The organism is Actinobacillus seminis (assembly GCF_002263215.1).
GTDB lineage: Bacteria > Pseudomonadota > Gammaproteobacteria > Enterobacterales > Pasteurellaceae > Actinobacillus_B > Actinobacillus_B seminis.
In genome coordinates this window covers 150,351-176,004 of sequence record NZ_NLFK01000005.1, presented here as the reverse complement: position 1 = coordinate 176,004, position 25,654 = coordinate 150,351, and the positions used below count along the sequence as shown (strand labels likewise).

Here is a 25,654-nt window from a genome sequence, read left to right as displayed (position 1 = left end):
TTTTATTTATATATGCTAAAGAAGATTTTTATTATTTCAGGTTTAGCTTTATTGACCGCGTGTTCTAATTCAGGATCGGTAAATGTTAAAAACAATAAAGAACCCCGGTTCATCAATGGGGTTAAAACCAATACGCCGTCACGATCTTTCGTTGAATTTGAGAAGCAATTAGCACAAGTTTATCAAGAATGGGTAGGTACGCGTTATCGACTGGGTGGTGAAAGCAAAAATGGAATTGATTGTTCCGCATTCACACAAATCGCTCTTGCAAATGTTTTTGGAATTAGCTTACCTCGTTCGACTTTCGAACAACGCCATGCAGGAAAACAAATTCAAAAAGTAAATTTGAAACCTGGTGATTTAGTTTTTTTCCGAGCTAATCGTCATGTTGGCATTTATATCAGTAATAATGAGTTTATGCATGCCGGGACACGTTCCGGTGTCACCATTAGTTCGTTGACTGATAGTTATTGGCGCAGAACTTATACACAATCACGTCGCGTTATTTAATTGATTTCTATTTTTGTTAGCATAAGTAAAAGTGCAGTTATTTTTAACTGCACTTTCTGGCTATTCTGCATTCTTTTTTATTGATTAAGCGACAAGTTTTATTGCGATCCTTGGTTTAATTTGGTGGATAGTATTGGTTACCGTACCCACCAGAGGGATATCATATTGAGTTGCAGTTTTAATGCTGGAAATTTTGCTGTCTAGCGAAAAAAAGAGGATCTCATGTTCATTCAACGCTACTTCATAAAGCTGGAATTGCCCGTTTATATCTAAAACAACCAAATCCCCGTGATAAAGCTGATCATTTTTTTCGACTACCAAAATATCGCCAGTTTCAATTCCCCAAGTAAATAAATTCGGATTGGTCACTTGGATAAAGCAAGTCTGTTGCGGACGTTTGATGCAATGTAAATTGAGATCCAACTTTTGATTACCTTTTGATGGGTTAGTATCTTGATAGAATGGCATAGGATGATAAGAATACATTTTAGCCATATTTTCCATTGTATTATTCATAAAAGCCATCATACACCTCAAAATTAACTGGTTTTTTATACAGTTAAATGATACTGATTTAATATACAGTATGTCAACTGTTTTGATAAAAATTTTTTATTTTGTTTTTTTTAAATATTTTTTGCTGAAAGATGATTCTTTTTTAAGAAAAGAGCAATATATTTAAAATTAAATATTTTCTTTCTCTAAATTTTAAGCTATCTTTGTTTTGCAGGGGGATCGAACCTTCGATCCGGATATCAACATAACATTATATTATTTACTATGAACTCATCACGTTTTATCTCATTATTTTTTCATGGAAGCTTAGTCAAACGTATTTCTGTTGGTCTTGTATTAGGATTGCTGGTTGCGTTGATAACGCCGACTTTAGAATCTACTTTAGGATTTAATTTAGCCGATAAAGTAGGTTTTCTGGGGAAGGTTTTTGTACGTTCTTTGCGTGCGGTTGCTCCAATTTTAGTATTTTTATTGGTGATAGCAGCGATTGCTAACAAACAAATTGGTACGAGAAGTAACATGAAATCCATTGTTATTTTATATTTATTAGCAACATTTCTTGCTGCGTTAACTGCTGTGTTAGTGAGTTTTGCAGTACCAACAAAGATTGCATTGGCGACCCAAGACGGTTCACTTTCTCCACCAAGTGAAATATCTGAAGTATTAGGGACATTGGTGCTTAATGTTGTTGATAATCCATTAAATGCGTTATTTAATGCTAACTTTATCGGGATTTTAGCTTGGGCAATTGGTTTAGGTATTGTATTACGCCATGCATCAGATACTACTAAATCTGTAGTCAATGATTTTTCCGAAGGAGTATCAAAAATTGTTCGTTTTATTATTAATTTTGCACCAATCGGTGTTTTTGGCTTAGTGGCTAATACATTGGCGGACAGAGGGCTGGGCGTTTTATTGGATTATATACAATTATTGTTCGTATTGATTGGTTCAATGCTGTTTACTGCTTTTGTAATTAATCCTATTTTAGTTTATTGGAAAATTCGTCGTAATCCGTATCCATTGGTTTGGACATGCGTTAGAGAGAGTGGGTTGACCGCCTTTTTTACCCGCAGTTCTGCCGCGAATATTCCGGTCAATATGGCATTAGCAAAACGTCTCAATTTAGATGAAGAGACATATTCTATTTCTATTCCCTTAGGGGCGACAATTAATATGGGCGGTGCGGCGATTACTATTACTGTGCTGACTTTAGCTGCCGTGTATACGCTTGGTATTGAAGTTTCTATTCCGACCGCGATTTTGTTAAGCGTAGTTTCGAGCATCTGTGCTTGCGGTGCTTCCGGGGTTGCCGGCGGTTCTTTATTATTGATCCCGTTGGCTTGTAGTCTGTTCGGAATTTCAAATGATATCGCAGCACAGGTTATTGGTGTCGGTTTTATTATTGGTGTTTTGCAAGATTCTACAGAAACCGCATTGAATTCTTGTACGGATGTTTTATTTACAGCTGCTGTATGTATGTCGGAAGAAAACAAAGCATAGCATAGCTTGATCTATATATGATTAAAGAGCGGATTTTTATCCGCTTTTTTTGAGGAGAAATAATGATAAAAATCGAAAATGCTTCTTTTCAACTTATAGAAAATAATTGCCTGAAAGTTCCTTTTTTAACTATTGATTCGCTGGATTTTTGGGTTATTTTGGGCTCAAATGGCAGTGGGAAAACAGCCTTAAGCCTTGCTTTACAAGGAGAATTGCCATTACTTGATGGCGAATTTACTAATTCTTTTCGAAAAATCACCGCACTTTCCTTTGAAAAACAACAACATATTTTAGAACAAACTTTTAAAGATCGTAACAACGATACAGTCAGTCCTGATGATTTTGGCAATACTGCCCGTGAAACCATTTTAAATGGGAGCAACAATGACGATCTTTGTGAGCTTTATGCAGCAAAATTAAATATCAGCGCATTGCTTGAGCGTCCATTTATGCAATTGTCCACCGGCGAAAGTCGCAAAGTGTTACTATGCCAAGCCTTGGTGAGCGAGCCGGATTTATTGATTATGGACGAACCTTTTGAGGGATTGGATAAACAATCGGTGCAAGATTGGATGAATTTACTTCGTCAATTACAGCAAAAAATGGCGTTAGTATTGATCGTCAATCGTTTCTCCGATTTTCCGCCGGCGGCGGATCATCTAGCGTTATTGGAAGAATTGGAATTAATTTTGCAAGGTTCCCGCGAACAGGTGGAACAACAAAGTATTTATCAGCAATTATATTATGCGGAAAATGCAGTAGATGTGCCATTGCCGCAAAGTGCGACCCCGTTGATAAAATTAGATAAAAATCAACCGCTCTTTGAATTAAAAGACGTCTGTATTCAGTATGGTGATAAAGTCGTGTTGGATCATTTAAGTTGGACGGTGGTGCCTGATCAACATTGGTGGATAAAAGGTCCTAATGGTGCCGGTAAATCCACATTGTTGTCTATTCTCACCGGCGATCATCCGCAAGCCTATGCTAACCATGTGCATTTATTCGGGCGCCAGCGGGGAAGCGGTGAAACAATTTGGGAAATTAAGCAAAAAATTGGTTATGTCAGCAGCCAATTGCATATGGATTATCGCGTTAATTGCTCGGTCATTGATGTCATTATTTCCGGCTTTTTTGACAGTATTGGCGTATATCAAAAAACGCCGGACGCTCTTCGTTTAAAAGCAATGGAATGGTTAGCTCGCCTTAATTTGAGCGCCCTTGCCACGCGTCCTTTTCGCTCATTATCTTGGGGGCAACAACGTTTATTGTTGATTACACGTGCAATGGTCAAACATCCGCCGGTGTTAATTTTGGACGAACCGCTACAAGGATTGGACGGATTAAATCGTAAATTGGTGAAGCATTTTATTGATCAATTGGTAAAAAATAGTGCAACACAATTATTATTTGTTTCTCATCAAGATCAGGATGCACCCGATTGTATTACGCATTTATTTGAATTTGTTACAAAAAATAATGGATATTATTATGTGCAAAGTGCGGTCTGATTTGTTAGAATTTTAATCAAGTGTTGACTTGAAAGGAGAAAACTATGGACTTCATTGACGGATTACCGATAGCAGCGATTTTTTTTGTGGCGTTGGTGGTATTTATTCTTTTTTCTACTTTAAAAACTGTGCCGCAAGGTTACCATTGGACAATTGAGCGCTTTGGGCGTTATACCCGCACCTTGACGCCGGGATTGAATTTTGTGGTGCCATTTGTGGATCGCGTTGGACGTCGGATCAATATGATGGAGCAAGTGTTGGATATTCCGTCACAAGAGGTGATTTCCAAAGATAATGCTAATGTATCTATTGATGCGGTGTGTTTTGTGCAAGTGATCGACGCACGCAGTGCAGCGTATGAGGTTAATCATTTAGAACAGGCCATCATCAATTTAACCATGACGAATATTCGTACTGTACTGGGTTCAATGGAGCTGGATGAAATGTTATCTCAGCGTGATAGCATTAACGGGCGCTTATTGGCGATTGTGGATGAAGCAACGAATCCTTGGGGAATTAAGGTGACACGGATTGAAATTCGTGACGTTCGCCCGCCCCATGAGTTAATTGCCGCGATGAATGCGCAAATGAAAGCCGAGCGTAATAAACGGGCAGATATTTTGGAAGCGGAAGGTGTGCGCCAGGCAGAGATTTTACGCGCGGAAGGAGAAAAACAATCGCGGATTTTGAAAGCGGAAGGGGAGCGACAAGAAGCCTTTTTGCAGGCGGAAGCGCGTGAGCGTGCGGCTGAAGCGGAAGCTAAAGCGACACAAATGGTATCGGAAGCCATTGCCGGTGGCGATATGAAAGCGATTAATTATTTTATCGCCCAAAAATACACGGAAGCCTTAAAAGAAATCGGCGGATCGAACAATAGTAAAGTGGTATTAATGCCACTGGAAGCGGCAAATCTGATCGGATCTGTTGCCGGTATTGCCGAATTACTTAAAGGCGATAAAAAATCAAATTAATATTTAGGCGGGGTTAGCGCTCCGCTTAAATTTTAAGCGAGGGAAAAGAAGATGGAATGGCTGGTGAATTGGTCAGTATGGCATTGGGTGATTTTAGGCTTTGTATTGTTGATTGCTGAATTGATGATACCTGGCGTTTTTTTGTTATGGTGGGGATTGGCGGCATTGATTACCGCCGGTTTGATGACATTTAGCAGTTTATCCTTAATTGCGCTGACAATTATTTATGCCTTGCTTGCGTTGTTGTTAAGCCTGATTTGGTGGAAATATCAACATAGTAAAGATCTCTCCGATCAATCATATTCTTCCCTTAATCAACGAGATCATGCCATGTTAAAAGCACGTGGAACGGTACAAGAAATAGCAGCCAACGGAATTGGTCGTGGGTATTTTGGCGATACGACTTGGCGTATCCAAGGGAAACATTTACAGGTTGGTGATGTGATCGAAGTGGAAGCAGTTGCTGGTATTACCTTGCAAGTTCGCAAAATTAAAGAATAAAATCAAATAATAAAAAAGGAAAACAGAGAATAAAATGAAACAAGTAGTTATTTTTGCTCATCCGAACAATCAAAACAGTTTTAATAAAGCGATTTTAGAGCACGTATTGGCAGGGGCGCAACAAGTTGGTGCGGAAACAGCGGTACGCGATCTTTATGCGATGCAATTTAATCCGGTGTTATCTTGGGCGGAATTACAAGCGGCAAATCAAAATATTACGCCGGTAGAAATTAAATACGAACAAGATTTACTCCGTAATGCTGATTTGATTACCTTAATTTATCCCCTCTGGTGGATGGGATTTCCGGCGATTTTAAAAGGTTATTTAGACCGAGTATTGAGTCATGGATTTGCTTATAAAACAGAAAACGGAATTTCGGTCGGCTTATTACAAGAGAAAAAAATGCAGCATTTTATTACTATTGGCAGCAGCAATGATAAATACCAAAAAACGGGATTTGATGTTGCCATTCGCCATTGTTTGGTGGATGGGTTATTTAATTTCTGCGGCATTACCGATATTGACCATCAATTAATCGGCGATATTTATGTGTTAAGTGAGGCGCAGCGCCAAGGAATTTTGCAACAAGCGGAGCAAAAAACGCAACAGAATTTAACCGCACTTTTGGAACAACATGGACAAACCGGATGTCAACGGAACGACAATTAAGCCATTTTTCATTAATTAGTCGATTATTCGGCAATTTATTTTATCGTGCGCCAACGGATCCGCTATTAAGCAACGTTTTTACTTGGTTGCAACAAAAAGGATTGAGCCAAGTATGGGCGTTGGATACTGATGTACAAAGCGAACAGGCGCTGGATGCTTTGCAAATGAAAATCGATTTGACTTTACTGGAGCAAGAATATTCACGTCTCTTTGGCAAAGCAAATCCGCTTATTAAAACCGTCATCACCGATTATGGCATTGCGGTATCAGATTTTATTGCATTTCGCAAGGAACGCGCCATGCCGCCATTAACAGAGAATGAACAAAGTGCGGTGCATTTTGCGTTAGTTTTTTTAACTGCTTCATGGATTGAAGATAATGTGGCTTCGGTTCAGGCACAGCGAGAATTATTTGAACGCTTTTTATTGCCTTGCGCTCATTTGTTTTTAGCGCAAGTGGAGCAACAAGCGAATTTGCCTTTTTATCGTTCATTAGCCATTTTATCCCGCGAAATTTTAGCCGCCATGGCGGATGAGTTGGATGAAGCGGAAGAGGAATAATCACAAACAAAAAAGCGCATTGAGAGATTTAATCTGCCCCCAAAAAGTTGGACTAAACAACCAACTGATTAAGGTGCAGATTTTTTATGGGATTTGCGGGGTTACATTTTTTCTACGGTTTTAATTCCAAGTAAATCTAAGCCTTGTTTCAAGGTTTTTTCCGTTAGCAATGCCAATTTTAAACGACTTAATTTCACCTGTTCATCATCATGATTTAAGATTGGGCAATGTTCGTAGAAACCGGAGAAAATACCGGCTAATTCATATAAATAGGTGCAAAGAATATGTGGTGAGCCTTCTTTTGCGACAAGTTGTACCGCTTCTTCAAATTGCAATAATTTAATCGCTAAGGTTCTTTCTTGTTCCGTGTTTAAAGCCATTTTGGCGTCGGTGACTTGGCTTTCGTTCAATTGCGCTTTGTTAAAAATTGAGCGGATGCGGGTATAAGCATATTGCATATAAGGTGCGGTGTTGCCGTCGAAACTTAGCATATTATCCCAGTCAAACACATAATCCGTGGTGCGATTTTTAGATAAATCGGCATATTTCACTGAGCCAATACCTACCGCGTCGACTGCTGCGGCTTTTTCTTCGACAGAAAGTGCGGTGCTTTTTTCGGCAATTAATTTTTCCGCCCGTTCAATGGCTTCATCTAATAAATCTGTAAGTTTTACTGTGCCACCGCTACGAGTTTTAAATGGTTTTCCGTCTTTACCAAGCATCATACCAAAGTTTTTGTGTTCCAATTGGAAGCTGTCCGGTACATAACCGGCTTTGCGAGTGATAAGCCAAGCTTGTTGCATATGTTGGCTTTGGCGCGTATCGGAAAAAACTAAGGCACGATCGGCTTTTAAGGTTTCATAACGATATTTTGCCGCGGCGATATCTGTGGTGGTGTATAAAAAACCACCATCTTTTTTCTGTATGATTACGCCCATTGGATCACCTTCTTTATTTTTAAATTCGTCCAAATAGACAACTAAAGCTCCATCATCTTCCACCGCTAAACCTTGCTCTTTCAGATCGGCGACAATTCTCGGCAACATTGGGTTATACAAACTTTCGCCCATCACGTCTTTTTCCGTTAAGGTTACATTTAAACGATCGTAGTTGCGTTGGTTTTGTTGCATGGTGATGTTCACCAATTTTTTCCACATTGTGCGGCAGTATTCATCTCCACCTTGCAATTTCACGACATAACCGCGCGCTTTTTCGGCAAATACGGGATCGCTGTCGTAATGTTCTTTTGCCGCGCGATAAAAGGCTTCCAAGTCGCTTAGTTCCATTTCGGAGGCGTGTTCATTTTCCATTTTTTCCAAATAAGCAATCAACATGCCGAACTGCGTTCCCCAGTCACCGACATGGTTGGCTCGGATAACGTTGTGTCCCAAAAATTCCAGTGTACGTACCACTGCGTCGCCGATAATCGTAGAACGCAAATGTCCTACGTGCATTTCTTTAGCAACATTTGGGGAAGAATAATCGGCGACAATCGTTTTTTTTTCCATTGCCCTTATACCTAAATTTTTCTCGCTAAGGGCTTGATTTAAGGCATTCGTTAACCAGTTTTTATCTAAGAAAATATTAATAAATCCGGGACCGGCAATTTCCGTTTTTTCAGCGATACCGCTTAATTCAGCGACATCTAACACATTTTGGGCGAATTCACGCGGGTTTTTACCTAATTTTTTGGCGGTTGCCATAATCCCGTTCGCTTGGTAATCACCGAACTGTGCTTTGCTTGATTGGCGAATCAGGGCGTCGCATTGTTTATCGGCGCCGGCGTTGAGCATTGCTTGTTTAATTTTGTCGGCTAAAATAGATTGAATATTCACTGTTTATACCTAATGTTGAATTATTAAAATAATGCGTTATGATACCGTTGTTTCATGTTTCAGAAAAGATAACATAGGAAAAAATGACTATTTTTAATCAAAATCATCCGCTATTTGTTAAAAATGGCAAATCGTTATTTGATTTTATCCGATTTGAAAAAAATATTTTACAGTTAGCTCAGGCAATCAATCTTCCGTTGTCAGACTATGAGATTGATCATTTGGCAATAAGAGTAAATCAAAGTAAAAATGCAGAAGATTGGCTGACAGCGCTTACAAAGTGCGGTAGAATTCTGAGCGATAATATTGTCAATGGGCGGGTAATTTACTTGATTGAGTTAGATATTCCGTTATTTTTTGCCAACCGATATGTCAATATTATTGAGTTACCGTTCCCTAAACAACAACCTTATTCGAAAGAAGGCTGGGAGCATATAGAGGTTGTCATTCCGTTTTTGTCCAATGAATCTGTATCTCAATGGATAAATAGAATAGATGAATTGTTTTTATGGGACAAATTAAGTGAGTTAACTGTCAAAATAAGCGAACCGAAAGTCGAAGGGGAACAATTACCGAATCCCTCGATTGCAGTAAAATTAAGAGATTTATCGTCTCATTCTACTTGTATTAAGGTTCATCCGTATAATATTAAAGAAGTAATTGAGGTTTAAGCCAATGAAAAAAGCAGTTTTAGCATTAGCAGCAGTATCAAGTTTGGGATTAGCAGCTTGCTCAGTTAATAAAGTGGAAGATAATTCTTACACTGGGGAGATTCTATTTAGTGCATATGAAGGTAATAATTTGAAATTAACTATCCGTAAAAATAATTGTAATGGTTTGGATGGTCAAATTGATACCTTTACGTTTACTCAACCTTATGATTCAGATTTAGTGGTAGGAACTTGTGTTCGTGTTTCTCAACATGAGCAAGGGGTTGTTGTTGATAATATTTCTCGTTCCAAATCTCGTATCTGGGCATCAAGAAGCGGACAATAGTTTATTTTACATTTGAGTATTAGGGGGTTTTTGTGAAAAAAATTACACTGGCATTTGCTATTTTAATGGGTTTAGGATTAGCGGGTTGTGCTAACCAAGATATTTATAGTGGTAATGTTTATTCTAGCGATCAAGCAAAAGAGGCGCGTTCAATCAGTTATGGTACGATCGTTTCTGCCCGTCCGGTAAAAATTCAAACGGATAATCAAGGGGTTATTGGTACTATTGGTGGCGGTGCTTTAGGCGGGATTGCCGGTTCCGGTATCGGTGGCGGTACAGGGCAAGCTATTGCATCTGCAGTAGGCGCAATAGCGGGTGCGGTTGTCGGCAGTAAAATTGAAGAAAAAATGAGTCAAGTGAATTCACTAGAGTTAGTGATTCGTAAAGATGACGGTAAAGAGATTGTTGTGGTACAAAAATACGATAAATCTTTAGTTCCCGGCGCTCGAGTTCGTATCGTTGGCGGTTCAACCTTAAACGTATCCGTGCTTTAATTCTAACTTATTCTTTAGTATAAGGCTTTTAGATGACTAAAGGCCTTATTTTTTGGCTGAAATTTTACGTAGGCGGTAAATTTTGGATGAATTCATGCTAGAATAACTTGATTTTTTTATTTGTATTTTATAAGGTTTAGAATAAATGAAAGCCTCAATTATCAGTAAATTGAATAATTTAAATGAACGCCATGAAGAACTGGAAGCCTTATTGGGCGATCCGTCCGTTATCAATGATCAAGAGAAATTTAGAGCCTATTCGAAAGAATATGCACAATTAGAAGATGTGGTTAAATGTTTTTCTCGTTGGAAACAATTGAATAATAATTTAGAAGAAGCGCAATTATTATTAGATGATCTCGAAATGAAAGAAATGGCGGAGTTGGAGATCGAAGAATCCAAAGCGGAACTACAACAAATTGAGCAACAACTACAAATTTTACTTTTACCAAAAGACCCGAATGATGAATATAACTGCTATTTGGAAATTCGTGCCGGAACCGGGGGAGATGAAGCGGGGATTTTTGCCGGCGACTTATTCCGGATGTATAGTCGTTATGCGGAAAGTAAACGTTGGCGCGTTGAAATGTTAAGCGCCAACGAAAGTGAGCAAGGCGGGTACAAAGAAGTGATTGTCAAAATCAGCGGCGACGGAGTGTATGGGCAATTGAAATTTGAATCGGGTGGCCATCGCGTACAACGTGTGCCAAAAACTGAATCACAAGGGCGAATTCATACCTCCGCTTGTACTGTAGCAGTGATGCCGGAATTGCCGGAAAGTGAGATGCCGGAAATTAATCCGGCGGATTTACGTATTGATACTTATCGCTCCTCCGGTGCGGGTGGGCAACACGTTAACACCACGGATTCCGCAGTGCGTATTACTCACATTCCGAGCGGTATTGTCGTGGAATGCCAAGATGAGCGTTCGCAACATAAAAACAAAGCCAAAGCAATGTCGGTATTAGCATCTCGTATCGTGCAAGCGGAACAAGAAAAACAAGTGGCGGAACAGGCAGATACGCGTCGTAATTTATTGGGATCCGGCGATCGTTCAGATAAAATTCGAACCTATAATTATCCGCAAGGGCGTGTAACGGATCACCGCATCAATTTAACGCTTTATCGTCTGGATGAAGTGATGAACGGTAAAATTGATGAATTAATTCAACCGATTATCACAGAATATCAAGCGGATCAATTAGCCGCATTGGCGGATAATAATTAATTAACGACCGTATGGGCGCCATATCGGCGTCCGTAAACATCAATAATGTGTCTTCTTTACAACAGATACCAACGTGTGTCCCCATAATAATCATGAACTACCAACAATGGCTTAATCATGCCACAATATTGCTAAGCGAAAATCTTAAATCCGATCCCTATCTTAACGCTAAATTTGATGCCGGCTTGTTATTACAAGTGGTGACGCAAAAATCTAAATCACAAATTATGGCATTTTCAGAAACGGAATTAGATAAAAAAACGTTGGAAAAACTGGCCGCACTTTTAAACCGCCGCGCTACTGGCGAGCCACTGGCGTATATTTTGGGCGAGACGGATTTTTGGACGTTAAATTTAGAGGTATCGTCGGATACGTTAATTCCGCGTCCGGATACAGAGATTTTGGTGGAACAAGCCTTAAAACAGCTTCCGACGGAAGGGGATGTCGCGATTTTAGATTTAGGCACGGGAACCGGCGCGATTGCGTTGTCTTTAGCTGATGAATTGAAAAAGTACGGTCGAACATCGCGAATTTTAGGCGTGGATATGATTGCTAATGTGGTGGTGCTGGCAACGCGTAATGGGCTTCGTAATCATTTGCCGGAAGTTGAATTTCGCCAAAGCTCGTGGTTTGACAAGGTGAATGAAAAATTTGATGTGATAGTGAGCAATCCTCCATATATCGATCCGCAAGATAGGCATTTAAGCCAAGGTGATGTGCGTTTTGAACCGCGATCTGCCTTGATCGCAGGAGAGGATGGCTATGCGGATTTACGTTACATTATTGAACAAGCTCCTCAATATTTAAATACTCAAGGTTGGTTACTTTTAGAACATGGTTGGCAACAAGGCGAAAAAGTGCGGTCTTTTTTTGATGAAAATTTGTGGGAAAAGGTTGCAACTGTGCGAGATTATGGCGACAATGAGCGAGTAACATTGGCTCGACTGAAATAAATAATGAAATACAAAAAACAAGCACTTTATTTAGAAATGGAAAGTTTCTATCTTTGTACAACAGCGGATGGCGGCGAAGATTTGCGTACTATTCGTTCGTTAATGGGAGGACTTGTGCGCAAAGCGCGTAAAGCTATTCCGGCAGATTTTGATGTCAAAGAGAAAATTCACCGGTTATTGCAATTAATGTATGGCGATTGGGGGTTTTATTGCGATCGTAATAGCTATTTTCGCCCCGAGAATCTGTATTTAAGTTATGTGTTGCGCAGTAAACAGGGCATGCCGGTAAGCCTTGGTTGTATTTTGTTGTATCTTGCAGACAAATTAGATTTACCTATTTATCCTGTTTTGTTTCCAACGCAATTGATTTTACGTGCAGATGTGGAGGGAAAAGTGGCGTTTATTGATCCTTGGAACGGAAAATATGTGTCACGGGATTATTTGCAGACCTTATATGAAGGTGCATTTGGATTTGGTGCGAAATTGACTGCTGAGGAATTGGCAGTCGCGGATGAGTGCGAGTTGGTGGCTCGTTTCAGCCAATTGGCAAAAACCACGTTAATTCGAGAAGAACATAATAGCGAAGCCTTAAGATATATTGATAATTTATTATGGCGTCATCCGAATGATCCTTATGAAATTCGTGATCGTGGTTTGGTGCTGGCGCAAATGGGCTGTTTTAATGCGGCAGCAAAAGATATTGAATTTTTTATTGAAAAATGTCCCGAAGATCCGATCGCACTTCTGCTGGCAGGACAAATTTCAGAATTAAAACAAACAGTTGAATCGATTCACTAGTAAAGGAACAATTAATTATGCAAAATAAAATGGTTAACTTGGATCATATTGAAATTGCTAATGATAAACCCTTTGTCCTGTTCGGTGGGATGAATGTGTTGGAAAGTCGCGATATGGCAATGCAAGTGTGTGAAAAATATGTGGAAGTGACGCAAAAATTAGGCGTGCCTTATGTGTTTAAAGCATCTTTTGACAAAGCTAATCGCTCGTCTATTCATTCTTATCGCGGACCAGGAATGGATGCCGGATTGAAAATTTTTCAAGAATTGAAAGAAACTTTCGGTGTAAAAATTATTACGGATGTACATGAGATTTATCAATGCCAACCGGTAGCGGATGTGGTGGATATTATTCAATTACCGGCATTTTTGGCGCGTCAAACGGATTTAGTGGAGGCAATGGCGCGTACCGGTGCTGTGATTAATGTGAAAAAACCGCAATTTTTAAGTCCGGGACAAATGGGCAATATTGTGGAAAAAATTGCTGAATGCGGAAACGATAAAGTGATTTTATGTGATCGCGGATCTAACTTCGGTTACGATAATTTAGTGGTAGATATGTTGGGCTTCAGTGTGATGAAAAAAGTGTCAAACGGTTGTCCTGTGATTTTTGATGTGACCCATTCATTGCAATGCCGAGACCCCTTTGGTGCGGCTTCCGGCGGTCGTCGCGGGCAAGTGACCGAGTTGGCGCGTGCCGGTATGGCGGTGGGGCTTGCGGGGTTATTTTTAGAAGCGCATCCGGATCCGAATAATGCAAAATGTGACGGACCTTCTGCTTTACCCTTATCAACTTTGGAGGGCTTTGTGGCGCAAATGAAAGCGGTAGATGATTTAGTTAAATCGTTTGAAGAAATTGACACATCAAATTAATTCCAATTAATATGTAGGGGAAACGTTTTGTTTCCCATTTTTATGATTTATAAGGAGATCAAGATGAATATCGTGTTTTTAGACAGCACCGCCATTCCTAAACATATTCCAATTCCTCGCCCGACCTTTGCTCATCAATGGACGGAATATGAGCATACTTCAGCGGAACAAACCGTTGACCGCGCAAAAGAGGCGGATATTGTGATTACCAGTAAAGTGGTATTTAGTCGCGAAGTGATGCAACAATTACCAAAATTAAAACTTCTTGCGATCACTGCAACGGGAACCAATAACGTGGATTTGGATGCTGCGAAAGAATTAGGGGTGACGGTTAAAAATGTTACGGGGTATTCTTCCGTGACTGTGCCTGAACACGTACTTGGCTTGATTTACGCGTTAAAACACAGTTTGATGAACTGGTATAAAGATCAATTAAGTGCAAAATGGGCAGATTGCAAACAATTTTGTTATTTCGATTATCCTATTACTGATGTACGCGGATCTACGTTGGGTGTGATCGGAAAAGGGAATTTGGGTAAAGAAATCGGAAGATTGGCAACATTGCTTGGTATGAACGTAATTTATGCGGAGCATAAAGATGCGATTACTATTCGTGAAGGCTATGTTCCGTTTGAAACCGTGTTAAAAGAGGCGGATATCGTGACGTTACATTGTCCGTTAACGGAATCTACTAAAAATTTAATTAATGCGGATACCTTAAAATTGATGAAACCAAGCGCGTTTTTAATTAATACCGGTCGTGGACCGTTGGTGGATGAAAAAGCGTTGGTAGAAGCCTTGGAAAACGGTACAATTGCCGCAGCAGCTTTAGATGTATTGAGCAAAGAGCCGCCGGAAAAAGACAATCCGGTGATTCAAGCGGCAACCCGTTTGCCAAATTTGATTATTACGCCGCATATTGCTTGGGCATCAGATAGTGCGGTCACAACCTTGGTAACCAAAGTAGCGCAAAATATTGAAGAGTTTGTTGCTGGCGGTAAATAATGTATTGTTTATATACAAATAAAGGACGCCTTTAAGGCGTCCGTCTTTTTGAAATCAAAAGTAAGCATAATGAATTTTCCTATTTCTTTTTTTATTGCGCTGCGTTATTGGCGAGCAAAAAGTGCGGATCGTTTTGGGCGTTTAGTAAGCAATCTTGCCGGTATTGGCATTGTGTTGGGCGTGATGGCGCTAATTATTGTATTATCCGTGATGAATGGATTGGAAAAATATCAAAAACAACAAATTCTTTCCAATCTTCCCCATGCGATTATTGTTCCGCATAACCAAACTTTAAGTTTAACGCAATCGGCGCCGAATTTACCGCCGTTTGTGCAAAAAGCCATTCCGATTAATACCACAAATGTTGTTTTTCAAACCGCTAACGGCATCAGCGCCGGGCAAGTGATTGGTGTACAGCATTTTTCTGATGACGATTTGTTAGCCGAATTTGATCCGCAACAGTTTAATGATATTTTACCGAGCGGTGAATTTAAATTGGTGATCGGTTATCAATTGGCGCAAAAATTGCAGTTGCAAATCGGCGATAAAGTGCGCTTGATGATCACCGAAAATAGCCAATATACGCCTTTTGGACGGATTCCGATGCAACGTTTATTTACTGTCAGCGATATTTATTTTGCTACATCAGAAGCCTCCGGTTACGAAGCTTTCGCTAATTTAACCGATATAGGTCGATTAATGCGCATTGCACCTGACCAAGTGCAAGGGTATCGTTTATTTTTACCGGATCCATTCCAAATTACGGAATTACCGGACTTTTTTAGTCCGCAACAATGGAATATTGCTGACTGGCGCGTACAAAAAGGCGAATTTTTCCAAGCGGTGAGAATGGAAAAAAATATGATGGGATTATTAATTAGCCTGATTATTGTCGTGGCGATTTCCAATATTATTACCTCCTTAAGCTTAATGGTGGTGGATAAACAAGGGGAAATTGCAATTTTGCAAACCCAAGGCTTGAGCAAAACTCAAGTGCGACGAATTTTTATGCTGCAAGGCGTGATGATCGGCTTAGTCGGAACCCTTGTCGGCAGTATTTTAGGGATGTTGATTACCCTCAATTTGGATCCCATTGTCAACCGGCTTAATCCGCAAGGATTATTTTTACCAACGGAAATTCACAGCGGACAAGTATTGCTGATTATCGCCTTTTCTTTATTGCTTTCTTTCCTTTCCACCATTTATCCCGCCTATCGCGCAGCGAAAGTGGAACCGGCGGAAGCCTTAAGATATGAATAACCGGAATGATATTAAGATGAATAAGATGACAGAGAAACCGTTTTTATTAGATTGCAGACATATGAGCAAAAATTACCAAGAGGGAAGTGTTCAAACGCAGGTATTAAAAGACGTGAGCTTTTCCATGAATGACTGCGAATTAGTCGCGATTGTGGGCAGTTCCGGCTCGGGAAAAAGTACCCTGTTGCATACATTGGGTGGCTTGGATCAACCGAGTGCCGGCGAAGTGTTTATTAAAGGGCAATCTTTACAAAAAGCCGGTGCCAATGAATTGGCCAAACTGCGTAATCAATATCTTGGATTTGTGTACCAATTTCATCATTTAATGGCGGATTTTAGTGCTTTGGAAAATGTGATGATGCCGATGTTGATTGGCAAACAAAATGCGACGGAAGCGCGCGATCGGGCGGAAAAAATGCTAAGTGCGGTCGGTTTAGCACACAGAATTTCGCACCGTCCTTCAGCATTATCCGGTGGAGAGCGTCAACGGGTCGCGATCGCGAGAGCCTTGGTAAATCAGCCTTCTTTGGTTTTGGCGGATGAGCCGACTGGTAATTTGGATCGTAAAACCACGGAAAGTATTTTTGAATTAATTCAAGGTTTGAATCAAGAACAGGGTATTGCGTTTTTATTGGTAACCCATGATTTGCATTTGGCGGAAAAGCTGTCACGTTGTTTGGTCATGCAAGATGGAATATTACGCGAGGGGTCTTAAATGAATACGCCGTTTTTTATTAGTTGGCGTTATCAACGCGGTAAACAAAAAAATCATTTAGTCTCGTTGATTTCCTGGTTTTCCAGTGTGGGGATTGCGTTGGGGGTGGCAGTGTTAATTCTTGGATTAAGTGCCATGAACGGTTTTGAACGTGAGTTGAATAACCGTATTTTAGCCGTTGTGCCACATGTGGAAGTATCCGCGCATCAAGAACAAAATTCGCCGGGGTTGATAAAAAATCAGCAAAAATTGACCGCACTTTTAAAGCAAGATCCGCAAATTGTCGCGGCGTCTCCCTTTGTCAGTTTTACCGCGTTGGTAGAAAATGGCACAAAATTAAAAGTAGTGCAAGTCAAAGGGGTTGAGCAAGCGGCACAAGATCAAGTCAGTTCCTTGAGCCGCTTTATCTTAGATGATGGTTGGAAGCGCTTTGCACAAGATGGCGGACTGATTTTAGGCTATGGGATTGCCAAAGATCTTGATGTAAAGGCAGGTGATTGGGTGACCTTATTAATTTCCCAAACCGGCGAGGATAATCAGCAATCACAACCCATTCGTCACCAAATTCAAGTGAGCGGTATTTTGCGTTTGGATGGGCAATTGGATCATAGTTATGCTCTAATGCCGCTGGCGCAGGCACAAGAATTGTTGGAATATCGTACAGGTCAAGTGACCGGTTTGGAGTTAAAAGTGCAGGAGCCGTTTAAAGTACAGCAATTGAAATATGAAATGCTACAAGATTATCCGCAAATGTTGTTTGTCCAAAATTGGACTGCAAAATTCGGTTATATGTATCGGGATATTCAGCTGATTCGCACAGTGATGTATATTGCGATGGTGCTGGTGATTGGGGTGGCGTGTTTTAATATTGTTTCCACTTTAATTATGGCGGTTAAAGATAAGCAAGATGATATCGCGATTATGCGTACGCTGGGGGCTAATAATAATTTTATTAAAAAAATTTTTATTTGGTATGGCTTGCAAGCGGGAATGAAAGGTTGTTTAATAGGCATCCTGTTAGGTATTGTCTTATCGTTGAATTTAACCTCGATCATTCAAGGCATTGAAGCCTTGCTGGGAAGAAAACTTTTATCGGATGGGATTTACTTTGTCGATTTTCTTCCAAGTGAGCTACATTGGCAAGATGTGTTACTCGTCTTAATCGCTGCGTTAATTTTAAGTTTATTTGCCAGTTTATATCCGGCAAGCCGTGCGGCGAAACTGCAACCGGCACAAGTCTTAAGTAATCATTGATTCCCTATGACAAAATATTGCTTAACTAGTTTGCTAGTGCAAAAATACGTGTTATATTAATATCCAAGTTGCCCGTTCCGATATTAAATGAGAACGGGCGAAAGATTTCCAATAAAAAGTAGTAAGAGATTCATATGACTAAAAATAAAAATCACATTAAGATTGCAAATGATGACACCCGAATTGCAAAAGTGGAACAAGTATTGCCGCCAATTGCATTATTAGAAAAATATCCTGCCAGCGAAGTGGCGGTGAAAATCGTAAAAGAGACGCGTAAAAAAGCCCATCAAATTATTCATCAAGAAGATGATCGTTTGTTGGTCATTATCGGGCCATGTTCTATTCATGATCCAAAATCGGCATTGGAATATGCCGAACGCATTCGCACAATGCGGGAAAAATACAGTAACACTTTAGAAATTATTATGCGTGTGTATTTTGAAAAACCGAGAACGACAGTCGGCTGGAAAGGATTAATTAATGATCCATATTTAAATCACAGTTATGCGTTAAATGATGGATTACGTATTGCGCGTAAATTATTATCCGATATTAATGATTTAGAAGTGCCGACCGCGGGCGAATTTTTGGACATGATTACGCCGCAATATTTGGCAGATTTTATGAGCTGGGGCGCGATTGGTGCAAGAACTACAGAATCACAAGTACACCGTGAATTAGCCTCCGGTTTGTCTTGTGCGGTCGGTTTTAAAAATGCTACCAATGGCGGTGTGCGTATTGCTTTAGACGCAATCGGTGCGGCAGAAGCGCCCCATTATTTCCTTTCCGTAACCAAATTTGGTCAATCTGCCATTGTTTCAACCAAAGGAAATGACGATTGCCATATTATTTTGCGTGGCGGTGAAAAAGGTCCAAATTATAGTCGCGAACACGTTAATGCGGTGTGTGCCGATATCGAAAAGAGCGGTCGAATTCCGCACGTTATGGTGGATTTTAGCCATGCGAACAGTTGTAAACAATTCAAAAAACAATTGGAAGTGTGTCAGGATGTATGTGATCAGATTGCTCAGGGTTCTCGCCAAATTTTCGGCGTGATGGTGGAAAGCCATTTAGTGGAAGGTCGCCAAGATATTGTTGCGAATAAAGCCTTGACTTACGGTCAAAGCGTAACGGATGCTTGTATCGGTTGGGAGGATTCCGAAGTGGTATTGCAACAATTATCCGACGCTGTGACGGCTCGTAGAAAACGGGTTAAAAAATAAATAAAAAATTCGCTAAAATTTCACCGCACTTTGCGTTAAAAATTAAGTTAAAACATGAGGTTGCATTCTTGAGATTTTGGCGTTTTCTTTCAACGCGTCTTTTCTCTTTCGCTTGATCAAAGTCCACCGTCAACCCTCGTCCTTTTAGGAGAGATCTAGGCGAACAGCTATCCAATTCCCCGTCTTTTAAGACAGAGATATTTAAATTCAGCTCATTTTCTCGTTATCTAAGATAATAAATTTATTTTTACAACAAACAGTTAAGTAAATTTTCCTTGTCTCTTAAAACTGCTTTTGATTTGGTATATCATATAGCCTAATTTTTTCTTGATAAAGCGAACAGTATGGCACAAAAAAATACGCAATCTCGTTATCCGCAACGTGAAACCCAACGAGATAAACAAGTTGAACACGTTCAAATTCCGCCTCATTCCATTGAAGCCGAACAAGCGGTTTTAGGCGGGATTTTGTTGAGCAACAGTCATTGGGATGCGGTTGCCGAACGAATTATTGCCGACGATTTTTATACTGTAGAACATCGGTTAATTTTCCAAGAAATGGTGGAATTAATTCGCTTAAATCACCCTGTGGATTTATTAACTCTGGATGAGGCATTAAAGCGTCGTGGCGTGAGCGATCAAGTGGGCGGGTTTGCTTATTTGGCGGAACTTTCTAATAATACACCAAGTGCCGCCAATATTATTGCCTATGCGGATATTGTGCGTGAAAAAGCCATTTTACGTGAGTTGATTGCGGTTGGGAATAATATTGCGAAAAACAGCTATTCTCCGAAAGGTCAGGATGTAAAAAATATTTTAGACGAAGCAGAACGGGATGTATTTGCGATTGCGGAAAAACGCATGACTTCCAATGAAGGTCCACAGAATATCTTAAACATTTTAGAAAAAACCATTGATAAAATTGAAATGTTGGCACAGGATAAAAGCCATTCGGGGATTACCGGTGTGACCACCGGATTTATTGATTTAGATAAAAAAACCTCCGGGTTACAGCCATCTGATTTAATTATTGTTGCCGCGCGTCCGTCAATGGGGAAAACTGCATTTGCTATGAATTTGTGTGAAAATGCGGCGCTTGCCAGTGAAAAACCGGTGTTAGTTTTCAGCTTGGAGATGCCGGCAGAGCAAATTATGATGCGTGTGATTTCCTCTTTATCGCGCGTAGAACAACAAAAAATTCGTACGGGACAAGATTTAACCGAAGCGGAATGGTCGCAGATTGGCAGCACGTTAGGCATGTTTAAAAAGAAACCGAATTTATATATTGACGATTCTTCAGGATTGACACCGACGGAGTTACGTTCTCGCGCTAGACGTGTTTATCGTGAAAATCAAGGGCTTAGTTTGATCATGGTAGATTATTTGCAATTAATGCGCGCCCCCGGATTTTCCGATAATCGTACATTAGAGATCGCCGAAATTTCTCGTTCCTTAAAAGCGCTTGCCAAAGAATTGGAAGTGCCGGTTGTTGCGCTGTCGCAATTAAACCGTACGTTGGAAAATCGTCAAGACAAACGCCCGGTCAACTCTGATTTACGTGAATCCGGCTCTATTGAGCAAGATGCGGATTTAATTATGTTTATTTATCGTGATGAGTATTACAATGAGCCGACAGAAGAAAATCGCGGCATTGCGGAAATTATTATTGGTAAACAGCGTAATGGACCGATTGGCAAAGTAAAATTATTGTTCCAAGGACAATATTCTCGCTTTGATAATTTAACGAATAAACCCGAATATTTAAGTGAATATTAAGATGATGAATGTGAAACCGGCAACAGCGAAAATCAGTTCCGTTGCTCTTAAACATAATATTCAAATGATCAAACAAAAAGCACCGAACAGTCAAATTATTGCGGTGGTGAAAGCGAATGCTTATGGTCATGGTATGGTTTTTGTTTCTTCGGTGATTGAAGAAATAGTGGACTGTTTTGGGGTGGCACGTTTGGAAGAAGCCTTAAAATTGCGTTCAAATGGGATCACTAAACCAATTTTGTTACTGGAAGGTTTTTTCGCGGAAAAAGATTTGCCCATTTTGGCAGAGAATAATATCCAAACGATTGTACATAATCGCGAACAATTGACCGCACTCCGGCAAGCCTCTGTGCCGAATAAAATTAAAGTGTGGTTAAAAATTGATACCGGGATGCACCGTTTGGGCGTGCGCGCGGATCAAGTTGATGACTTTTACCAAACCCTCAAAAATTGCCCAAATATCGATAGCAAGATTGGATTTGTCAGCCATTTTAGTTGCGCCGACGAGTTGGATTCGGATTATACCGAAAAACAATTAGCTTGCTTTTTAACTGCTACTCAAGATAAACCGAGTGAACGCAGTATTTCTGCATCGGGCGGGATTTTATTCTGGCCACAAGCGCATTTGGACTGGATCCGACCGGGAATTATTATGTATGGTATTTCGCCAAACAATACACCAAGTCGGGAATATGGTTTAATTCCCGTGATGACGCTGACATCGTCTTTAATTGCTGTACGTGAACATAAAAAAGGTGAGCCGGTTGGTTATGGCGGCAGATGGATCAGTGATAAAGAGACGAAAATCGGTGTGGTAGCAATTGGTTATGGAGATGGTTATCCGCGCGATATTCCCACTGGTACACCGGTCTTTTTAAACGGGCGGTTAGTGCCGATTGTAGGAACCGTGTCAATGGATATGCTGACAGTGGATTTGGGGGCAGATAGCCAAGATCGTGTCGGTGACGAAGTGGTTTTATGGGGCAAAGAATTGCCTATTGAAGAAATAGCAGCAATTAGCGGCATTTTAAGTTATGAATTAATTACAAAATTAACACCGCGCGTATTAGCGGAATATATTGATTAAAAATCGCACTTGCCGGTGTAATTTTGTGTCAAAAGGCGTAGAAGCAAAAAAGATCCTCTGTGATTTTCGTCCTGACTTTTTAAACGATAAGGGGAAAGTTTATCGTGGAAGATCATTTATACTGTTTTTTATTATTAACATTAAAAAGGAAGCTCAATGAAAAGTATTAATCCAAGTCAAACCAATGCGTGGAAAGCGTTAGAACAGCATCAAGTCGCATTTGCCGGTACCACCATTCAACAATTGTTTGCTCAAGATACGGAACGTTTTGCTAAATATTCATTAACTTTTAATAATGAAATATTAGTCGATTTTTCAAAAAATAAGATTAATCAAGAAACGTTGACATTATTACGTCAACTTGCAACGGAATGCGATTTAGACTCAGCTATTGATGCAATGTTCAGCGGCGAAAAAATTAACCGTACTGAAAATCGCGCTGTCTTGCACACGGCGTTACGTAACCGTTCAAATACACCGGTATTCGTGGACGGCAAAGATGTGATGCCTGAGGTGAATGCGGTGTTAAATAAAATGCAAGCCTTCTGTGAGCGTGTCATTTCCGGCGAATGGAAAGGTTATACCGGCAAAGCGATCACGGATGTGATCAATATTGGTATTGGTGGTTCAGATTTAGGTCCATATATGGTAACTGAAGCGTTGCGTCCTTATAAAAATCACCTTACCATGCATTTTGTTTCTAACGTGGACGGTACGCATATCGCAGAGACACTGAAAAAAGTTAATCCGGAAACCACCTTAATCTTAGTGGCATCAAAAACCTTTACTACACAAGAAACCATGACCAATGCGCATTCAGCGCGTGAATGGTTCTTGGCGTCGGCAAAAGACGAAGCCCATGTGGCAAAACATTTCGCAGCACTTTCCACAAATGCCAAAGAAGTGGAAAAATTCGGTATTGATACCGCTAATATGTTTGAATTCTGGGATTGGGTCGGCGGACGTTATTCTTTATGGTCAGCGATCGGCTTATCTATTGCGTTATCTGTTGGTTTTGATAATTTTGTGGAATTGTTACGCGGTGCGCATGAAATGGATAACCATTTCCGCCATACGCCAATTGAACAAAATATTCCGGCAACCTTAGCGCTTGTGGGATTATGGAATACCAATTTTTTAGGTGCACAAACAGAAGCAATTTTGCCTTATGACCAATATTTACACCGTTTTGCGGCATATTTCCAACAAGGCAATATGGAATCGAACGGAAAATATGTTGGGCGTGACGGTAACATCGTGAATTACCAAACCGGTCCAATTATTTGGGGAGAACCGGGTACGAACGGGCAACACGCGTTTTATCAATTGATCCACCAAGGAACAACCTTAATTCCTTGTGATTTTATTGCGCCGGCGCAAAGCCATAACCCGTTAGGTGATCACCACAGCAAATTACTTTCCAACTTTTTTGCTCAAACCGAAGCGTTGGCATTTGGTAAAAGCAAAGAAGAAGTGGAAGCGGAATTTGTCAAAGCGGGCAAAACCTTAGAGCAAGTTAAAGAGATTGTTCCGTTTAAAGTCTTTACCGGAAACAAACCGACCAACTCTATTTTATTGCAAAAAATTACTCCGTTCAGTTTGGGAGCATTAATCGCCATGTATGAACACAAAATTTTTGTACAAGGGGTGATCTTTAATATTTACAGCTTCGACCAATGGGGCGTGGAGTTAGGCAAACAATTGGCTAACCGCATTTTACCTGAATTGGCGCAAGCAGATAAAGTCAGCTCGCATGACAGTTCAACTAACGGTTTAATTAATCAATTTAAAGCTTGGCGTTAAACTTTTGAGCTCTGTAGATGGCAGGATGATGGAAATTATCCTGCTATTTTTTTGCCGCTAGTGTGCTTTTTATGCAAAAAAAGTAATTTTTTGTTTACTTATTTTGCATTTTTATGCAGAATCTAGCTAGAAAAAGTAATATGAGAAAAGATAATGACGAGTGAAAAAACGGATAATTTGATAAAAGCATTCAAAGAATTACTTGCCCAAGAGCGTTTCGGCTCGCAAAGTGAAATTGTCAGCGCCTTGCAAAAACAAGGGTTTACCCATATTAATCAATCTAAAGTATCGCGTATGTTAACTAAATTCGGTGCGGTGCGTACGCGTAATACCCGAATGGAAATGGTATATTGCTTGCCGAATGAATTAAGCGTGCCGAATACCAGCAGCCCATTGAAAAATTTAGTATTGGATGTGGATTTTAACGATTATTTAATCGTGATTAAAACCAGTCCGGGCGCTGCACAATTAATTGCTTGCTTACTGGATTCCGTGGGGAAAGCGGACGGAATTTTAGGAACTATTGCCGGTGACGATACGATTTTTGTCACCCCGACGTTGAATACCAATATCCGCGATTTGATGGAAAATATTCAGCAATTATTTGAAAATTCGCTATAAAATAGCATTAGGTCTTATCGCTAATATAAAAGTGCGGTCAAATTTGACGTCGTTTTCGTTGAGTTAAGCGGTTTACTGAAGAGGAGGAAAAATGAACATTTTTATCACCGGCGCAACCGGTTTAATCGGCAGTTCATTGGTTTCTCGTTTAGTTGAACTAAAGCATAATGTAACCGCACTTTCACGCCACTCGGATCAAGCTAGTGCAAAATTGCCTTCCTCTGTGAATTTGGTGACCGCACTGGAGTATTATGCTTCTTTTGATGAATTTGATGCAGTGGTCAATTTAGCGGGCGAACCGATTTTTGATCGCAGATGGAATACACAACAAAAACAAAGGTTAGTACAAAGTCGAATTAATTTAACGCAAAAATTGACCGCACTTATAAATCAAAGCCAACAGCCGCCACATACATTTATCTCCGGCTCTGCCACTGGATTTTATGGCGATCATGGTAATGTTGAAATCACTGAACAAACCGCTGCCGGAAGCGAGTTTGCCGCACAATTATGTCGACAATGGGAGCAGGCGGCATTATCAGCAAAAACGCGCGTTTGTTTATTGCGTACCGGCATTGTGCTGGCAGGGCAGGGCGGAGCCTTGGCAAGAATGTTACCGCTTTATCGTTTCGGCTTGGGCGGAAAATTAGGCAATGGGATGCAATATTGGGGCTGGATTGCGTTGCCGGATATGGTGGCAGCGATTCTCTTTTTGCTACAACAACCGCAATACCAAGGTCCTTTTAACTTGGTTTCGCCATATCCGGTGCGAAATGCTGAATTTAACCGTATACTCGGATCGCTGCTAAAACGACCGCACTTTGCTGCGGTGCCGGCAATTATGTTACGCCGGATTTTAGGCGAACGCGCAGATTTGCTGTTAGATAGTCAAGTTGTGTTGCCGCAGAAATTGCTCAACGCCGGTTTTACTTTTCGTTATCCTCAATTATCCCAAGCGCTTTCTTACGCATTAAAAGCAGCGAATTAATCCGCTAA

26 protein-coding genes are annotated in these 25,654 nt (G+C 40.3%); 24 read left to right on the top strand and 2 right to left on the bottom strand.

The annotated features are described in order from the left end of the window. The first annotated feature begins 12 nt into the window (after positions 1-12). On the top strand, positions 13-510 hold the full coding sequence (locus CFY87_RS06650) for an NlpC/P60 family protein (RefSeq protein ID WP_094946451.1): 498 nt from the start codon (positions 13-15) through the stop codon (positions 508-510). A gap of 84 nt (positions 511-594) precedes the next feature. On the opposite strand, the gene CFY87_RS06645 is transcribed toward CFY87_RS06650, so the two are convergent. Continuing rightward, complete coding sequence (locus CFY87_RS06645; RefSeq protein ID WP_094946450.1) at positions 595-1,035, bottom strand: LexA family protein; 441 nt, start codon at positions 1,033-1,035, stop codon at positions 595-597. Between the two features lie 255 nt (positions 1,036-1,290). Here CFY87_RS06645 and sstT point away from each other — a divergent pair, with 255 nt between their 5' ends. The 6 genes from sstT to CFY87_RS06615 all read left to right on the top strand — a co-directional run bounded on the left by sstT (position 1,291) and on the right by CFY87_RS06615 (position 6,739). Then, complete coding sequence (gene sstT, locus CFY87_RS06640; RefSeq protein WP_094946449.1) at positions 1,291-2,529, top strand: serine/threonine transporter SstT; 1,239 nt, start codon at positions 1,291-1,293, stop codon at positions 2,527-2,529. A 62-nt stretch (positions 2,530-2,591) separates the two neighbouring features. Then, complete coding sequence (gene modF, locus CFY87_RS06635; protein WP_094946448.1) at positions 2,592-4,037, top strand: molybdate ABC transporter ATP-binding protein ModF; 1,446 nt, start codon at positions 2,592-2,594, stop codon at positions 4,035-4,037. A gap of 44 nt (positions 4,038-4,081) precedes the next feature. Further along, positions 4,082-5,008, top strand: a complete 927-nt coding sequence (locus CFY87_RS06630; RefSeq protein ID WP_094946447.1) for an SPFH domain-containing protein — start codon at positions 4,082-4,084, stop codon at positions 5,006-5,008. A 51-nt stretch (positions 5,009-5,059) separates the two neighbouring features. Then, positions 5,060-5,509, top strand: coding sequence for an NfeD family protein (locus CFY87_RS06625; protein WP_094946446.1), 450 nt, complete (start codon positions 5,060-5,062; stop codon positions 5,507-5,509). Positions 5,510-5,543: 34 nt separating this feature from the next. After that, on the top strand, positions 5,544-6,179 hold the full coding sequence (locus CFY87_RS06620) for an NAD(P)H-dependent oxidoreductase (RefSeq protein ID WP_094946445.1): 636 nt from the start codon (positions 5,544-5,546) through the stop codon (positions 6,177-6,179). Next, positions 6,158-6,739 carry a TorD/DmsD family molecular chaperone gene (locus CFY87_RS06615; protein WP_094946444.1) on the top strand — a complete coding sequence of 194 codons (582 nt, stop codon included), beginning with the start codon at positions 6,158-6,160 and terminating at the stop codon, positions 6,737-6,739. The genes CFY87_RS06620 and CFY87_RS06615 overlap by 22 nt, the downstream gene beginning before the upstream one ends. A 101-nt stretch (positions 6,740-6,840) precedes the next feature. Here CFY87_RS06615 and argS read toward each other — a convergent pair whose 3' ends face one another. Further along, on the bottom strand, positions 6,841-8,574 hold the full coding sequence (argS, locus tag CFY87_RS06610; protein ID WP_094946443.1) for an arginine--tRNA ligase: 1,734 nt from the start codon (positions 8,572-8,574) through the stop codon (positions 6,841-6,843). Positions 8,575-8,657: 83 nt separating this feature from the next. Here argS and CFY87_RS06605 point away from each other — a divergent pair, with 83 nt between their 5' ends. The 17 genes from CFY87_RS06605 (at position 8,658) to CFY87_RS06525 (ending at position 25,646) form a co-directional block, all read left to right on the top strand. Further along, a complete protein-coding gene (locus tag CFY87_RS06605) occupies positions 8,658-9,245 on the top strand; it encodes a VOC family protein (protein WP_094946442.1) in 588 nt (195 codons plus the stop codon). A 4-nt stretch (positions 9,246-9,249) separates the two neighbouring features. Beyond that, positions 9,250-9,570 carry a hypothetical protein gene (locus tag CFY87_RS06600; protein WP_094946441.1) on the top strand — a complete coding sequence of 107 codons (321 nt, stop codon included), beginning with the start codon at positions 9,250-9,252 and terminating at the stop codon, positions 9,568-9,570. Between the two features lie 32 nt (positions 9,571-9,602). Next, positions 9,603-10,064, top strand: a complete 462-nt coding sequence (locus CFY87_RS06595) for an outer membrane lipoprotein (protein ID WP_094946440.1) — start codon at positions 9,603-9,605, stop codon at positions 10,062-10,064. Positions 10,065-10,209: 145 nt separating this feature from the next. Beyond that, a complete protein-coding gene (gene prfA, locus CFY87_RS06590; protein ID WP_094946439.1) occupies positions 10,210-11,292 on the top strand; it encodes a peptide chain release factor 1 in 1,083 nt (360 codons plus the stop codon). A 92-nt stretch (positions 11,293-11,384) separates the two neighbouring features. Beyond that, positions 11,385-12,245 (top strand): peptide chain release factor N(5)-glutamine methyltransferase, encoded by an 861-nt coding sequence (gene prmC / locus CFY87_RS06585; protein ID WP_094946438.1) that lies wholly within the window; start codon positions 11,385-11,387, stop codon positions 12,243-12,245. A gap of 3 nt (positions 12,246-12,248) precedes the next feature. Then, positions 12,249-13,043, top strand: coding sequence for a SirB1 family protein (locus CFY87_RS06580; RefSeq protein ID WP_094946437.1), 795 nt, complete (start codon positions 12,249-12,251; stop codon positions 13,041-13,043). A gap of 17 nt (positions 13,044-13,060) precedes the next feature. Beyond that, positions 13,061-13,915 (top strand): 3-deoxy-8-phosphooctulonate synthase, encoded by an 855-nt coding sequence (kdsA, locus tag CFY87_RS06575; RefSeq protein WP_094946436.1) that lies wholly within the window; start codon positions 13,061-13,063, stop codon positions 13,913-13,915. A gap of 63 nt (positions 13,916-13,978) precedes the next feature. Then, entirely contained in the window at positions 13,979-14,920 is a 942-nt protein-coding gene (locus CFY87_RS06570; RefSeq protein WP_094946435.1) for a 2-hydroxyacid dehydrogenase, read from the top strand. 69 nt (positions 14,921-14,989) lie between these two features. After that, entirely contained in the window at positions 14,990-16,180 is a 1,191-nt protein-coding gene (locus CFY87_RS06565) for a lipoprotein-releasing ABC transporter permease subunit (RefSeq protein ID WP_094946434.1), read from the top strand. 25 nt (positions 16,181-16,205) lie between these two features. Further along, complete coding sequence (gene lolD, locus CFY87_RS06560; RefSeq protein WP_094946471.1) at positions 16,206-16,895, top strand: lipoprotein-releasing ABC transporter ATP-binding protein LolD; 690 nt, start codon at positions 16,206-16,208, stop codon at positions 16,893-16,895. Next, positions 16,896-18,149: a lipoprotein-releasing ABC transporter permease subunit LolE gene (lolE, locus tag CFY87_RS06555; RefSeq protein WP_094946433.1), complete on the top strand. Its 1,254-nt coding sequence runs from the start codon at positions 16,896-16,898 to the stop codon at positions 18,147-18,149. It abuts the gene before it with no gap. Positions 18,150-18,283: 134 nt separating this feature from the next. Beyond that, complete coding sequence (gene aroG, locus CFY87_RS06550; protein ID WP_094946432.1) at positions 18,284-19,372, top strand: 3-deoxy-7-phosphoheptulonate synthase AroG; 1,089 nt, start codon at positions 18,284-18,286, stop codon at positions 19,370-19,372. Positions 19,373-19,716: 344 nt separating this feature from the next. After that, the gene (locus tag CFY87_RS06545; RefSeq protein WP_094946431.1) at positions 19,717-21,147 is read left to right on the top strand and encodes a replicative DNA helicase; all 1,431 of its coding nucleotides are present in this window, start codon (positions 19,717-19,719) and stop codon (positions 21,145-21,147) included. Between the two features lie 4 nt (positions 21,148-21,151). Then, the gene (gene alr, locus CFY87_RS06540; protein ID WP_094946470.1) at positions 21,152-22,234 is read left to right on the top strand and encodes an alanine racemase; all 1,083 of its coding nucleotides are present in this window, start codon (positions 21,152-21,154) and stop codon (positions 22,232-22,234) included. 156 nt (positions 22,235-22,390) lie between these two features. Beyond that, positions 22,391-24,037, top strand: a complete 1,647-nt coding sequence (gene pgi / locus CFY87_RS06535; RefSeq protein ID WP_094946430.1) for a glucose-6-phosphate isomerase — start codon at positions 22,391-22,393, stop codon at positions 24,035-24,037. A 153-nt stretch (positions 24,038-24,190) separates the two neighbouring features. After that, on the top strand, positions 24,191-24,658 hold the full coding sequence (gene argR / locus CFY87_RS06530; protein WP_094946429.1) for a transcriptional regulator ArgR: 468 nt from the start codon (positions 24,191-24,193) through the stop codon (positions 24,656-24,658). 91 nt (positions 24,659-24,749) lie between these two features. Next, on the top strand, positions 24,750-25,646 hold the full coding sequence (locus CFY87_RS06525; RefSeq protein WP_094946428.1) for a TIGR01777 family oxidoreductase: 897 nt from the start codon (positions 24,750-24,752) through the stop codon (positions 25,644-25,646). Positions 25,647-25,654: the final 8 nt, after the last annotated feature.

Coding starts and splice junctions, on each gene's coding strand:
- pgi (WP_094946430.1), top strand. CDS start 22,391: ATGAAAAGTATTAATCCAAGTCAAACCAATGCGTGGAAAGCGTTAGAA.
- aroG (WP_094946432.1), top strand. CDS start 18,284: ATGACTAAAAATAAAAATCACATTAAGATTGCAAATGATGACACCCGA.
- lolD (WP_094946471.1), top strand. CDS start 16,206: ATGACAGAGAAACCGTTTTTATTAGATTGCAGACATATGAGCAAAAAT.
- CFY87_RS06645 (WP_094946450.1), bottom strand. CDS start 1,035: ATGGCTTTTATGAATAATACAATGGAAAATATGGCTAAAATGTATTCT.
- CFY87_RS06545 (WP_094946431.1), top strand. CDS start 19,717: ATGGCACAAAAAAATACGCAATCTCGTTATCCGCAACGTGAAACCCAA.
- CFY87_RS06570 (WP_094946435.1), top strand. CDS start 13,979: ATGAATATCGTGTTTTTAGACAGCACCGCCATTCCTAAACATATTCCA.
- CFY87_RS06630 (WP_094946447.1), top strand. CDS start 4,082: ATGGACTTCATTGACGGATTACCGATAGCAGCGATTTTTTTTGTGGCG.
- CFY87_RS06525 (WP_094946428.1), top strand. CDS start 24,750: ATGAACATTTTTATCACCGGCGCAACCGGTTTAATCGGCAGTTCATTG.
- sstT (WP_094946449.1), top strand. CDS start 1,291: ATGAACTCATCACGTTTTATCTCATTATTTTTTCATGGAAGCTTAGTC.
- lolE (WP_094946433.1), top strand. CDS start 16,896: ATGAATACGCCGTTTTTTATTAGTTGGCGTTATCAACGCGGTAAACAA.
- prmC (WP_094946438.1), top strand. CDS start 11,385: ATGAACTACCAACAATGGCTTAATCATGCCACAATATTGCTAAGCGAA.
- alr (WP_094946470.1), top strand. CDS start 21,152: ATGAATGTGAAACCGGCAACAGCGAAAATCAGTTCCGTTGCTCTTAAA.
- prfA (WP_094946439.1), top strand. CDS start 10,210: ATGAAAGCCTCAATTATCAGTAAATTGAATAATTTAAATGAACGCCAT.
- CFY87_RS06620 (WP_094946445.1), top strand. CDS start 5,544: ATGAAACAAGTAGTTATTTTTGCTCATCCGAACAATCAAAACAGTTTT.
- CFY87_RS06565 (WP_094946434.1), top strand. CDS start 14,990: ATGAATTTTCCTATTTCTTTTTTTATTGCGCTGCGTTATTGGCGAGCA.
- argR (WP_094946429.1), top strand. CDS start 24,191: ATGACGAGTGAAAAAACGGATAATTTGATAAAAGCATTCAAAGAATTA.
- CFY87_RS06600 (WP_094946441.1), top strand. CDS start 9,250: ATGAAAAAAGCAGTTTTAGCATTAGCAGCAGTATCAAGTTTGGGATTA.
- CFY87_RS06580 (WP_094946437.1), top strand. CDS start 12,249: ATGAAATACAAAAAACAAGCACTTTATTTAGAAATGGAAAGTTTCTAT.
- CFY87_RS06605 (WP_094946442.1), top strand. CDS start 8,658: ATGACTATTTTTAATCAAAATCATCCGCTATTTGTTAAAAATGGCAAA.
- kdsA (WP_094946436.1), top strand. CDS start 13,061: ATGCAAAATAAAATGGTTAACTTGGATCATATTGAAATTGCTAATGAT.
- CFY87_RS06650 (WP_094946451.1), top strand. CDS start 13: ATGCTAAAGAAGATTTTTATTATTTCAGGTTTAGCTTTATTGACCGCG.
- CFY87_RS06615 (WP_094946444.1), top strand. CDS start 6,158: ATGTCAACGGAACGACAATTAAGCCATTTTTCATTAATTAGTCGATTA.
- modF (WP_094946448.1), top strand. CDS start 2,592: ATGATAAAAATCGAAAATGCTTCTTTTCAACTTATAGAAAATAATTGC.
- CFY87_RS06625 (WP_094946446.1), top strand. CDS start 5,060: ATGGAATGGCTGGTGAATTGGTCAGTATGGCATTGGGTGATTTTAGGC.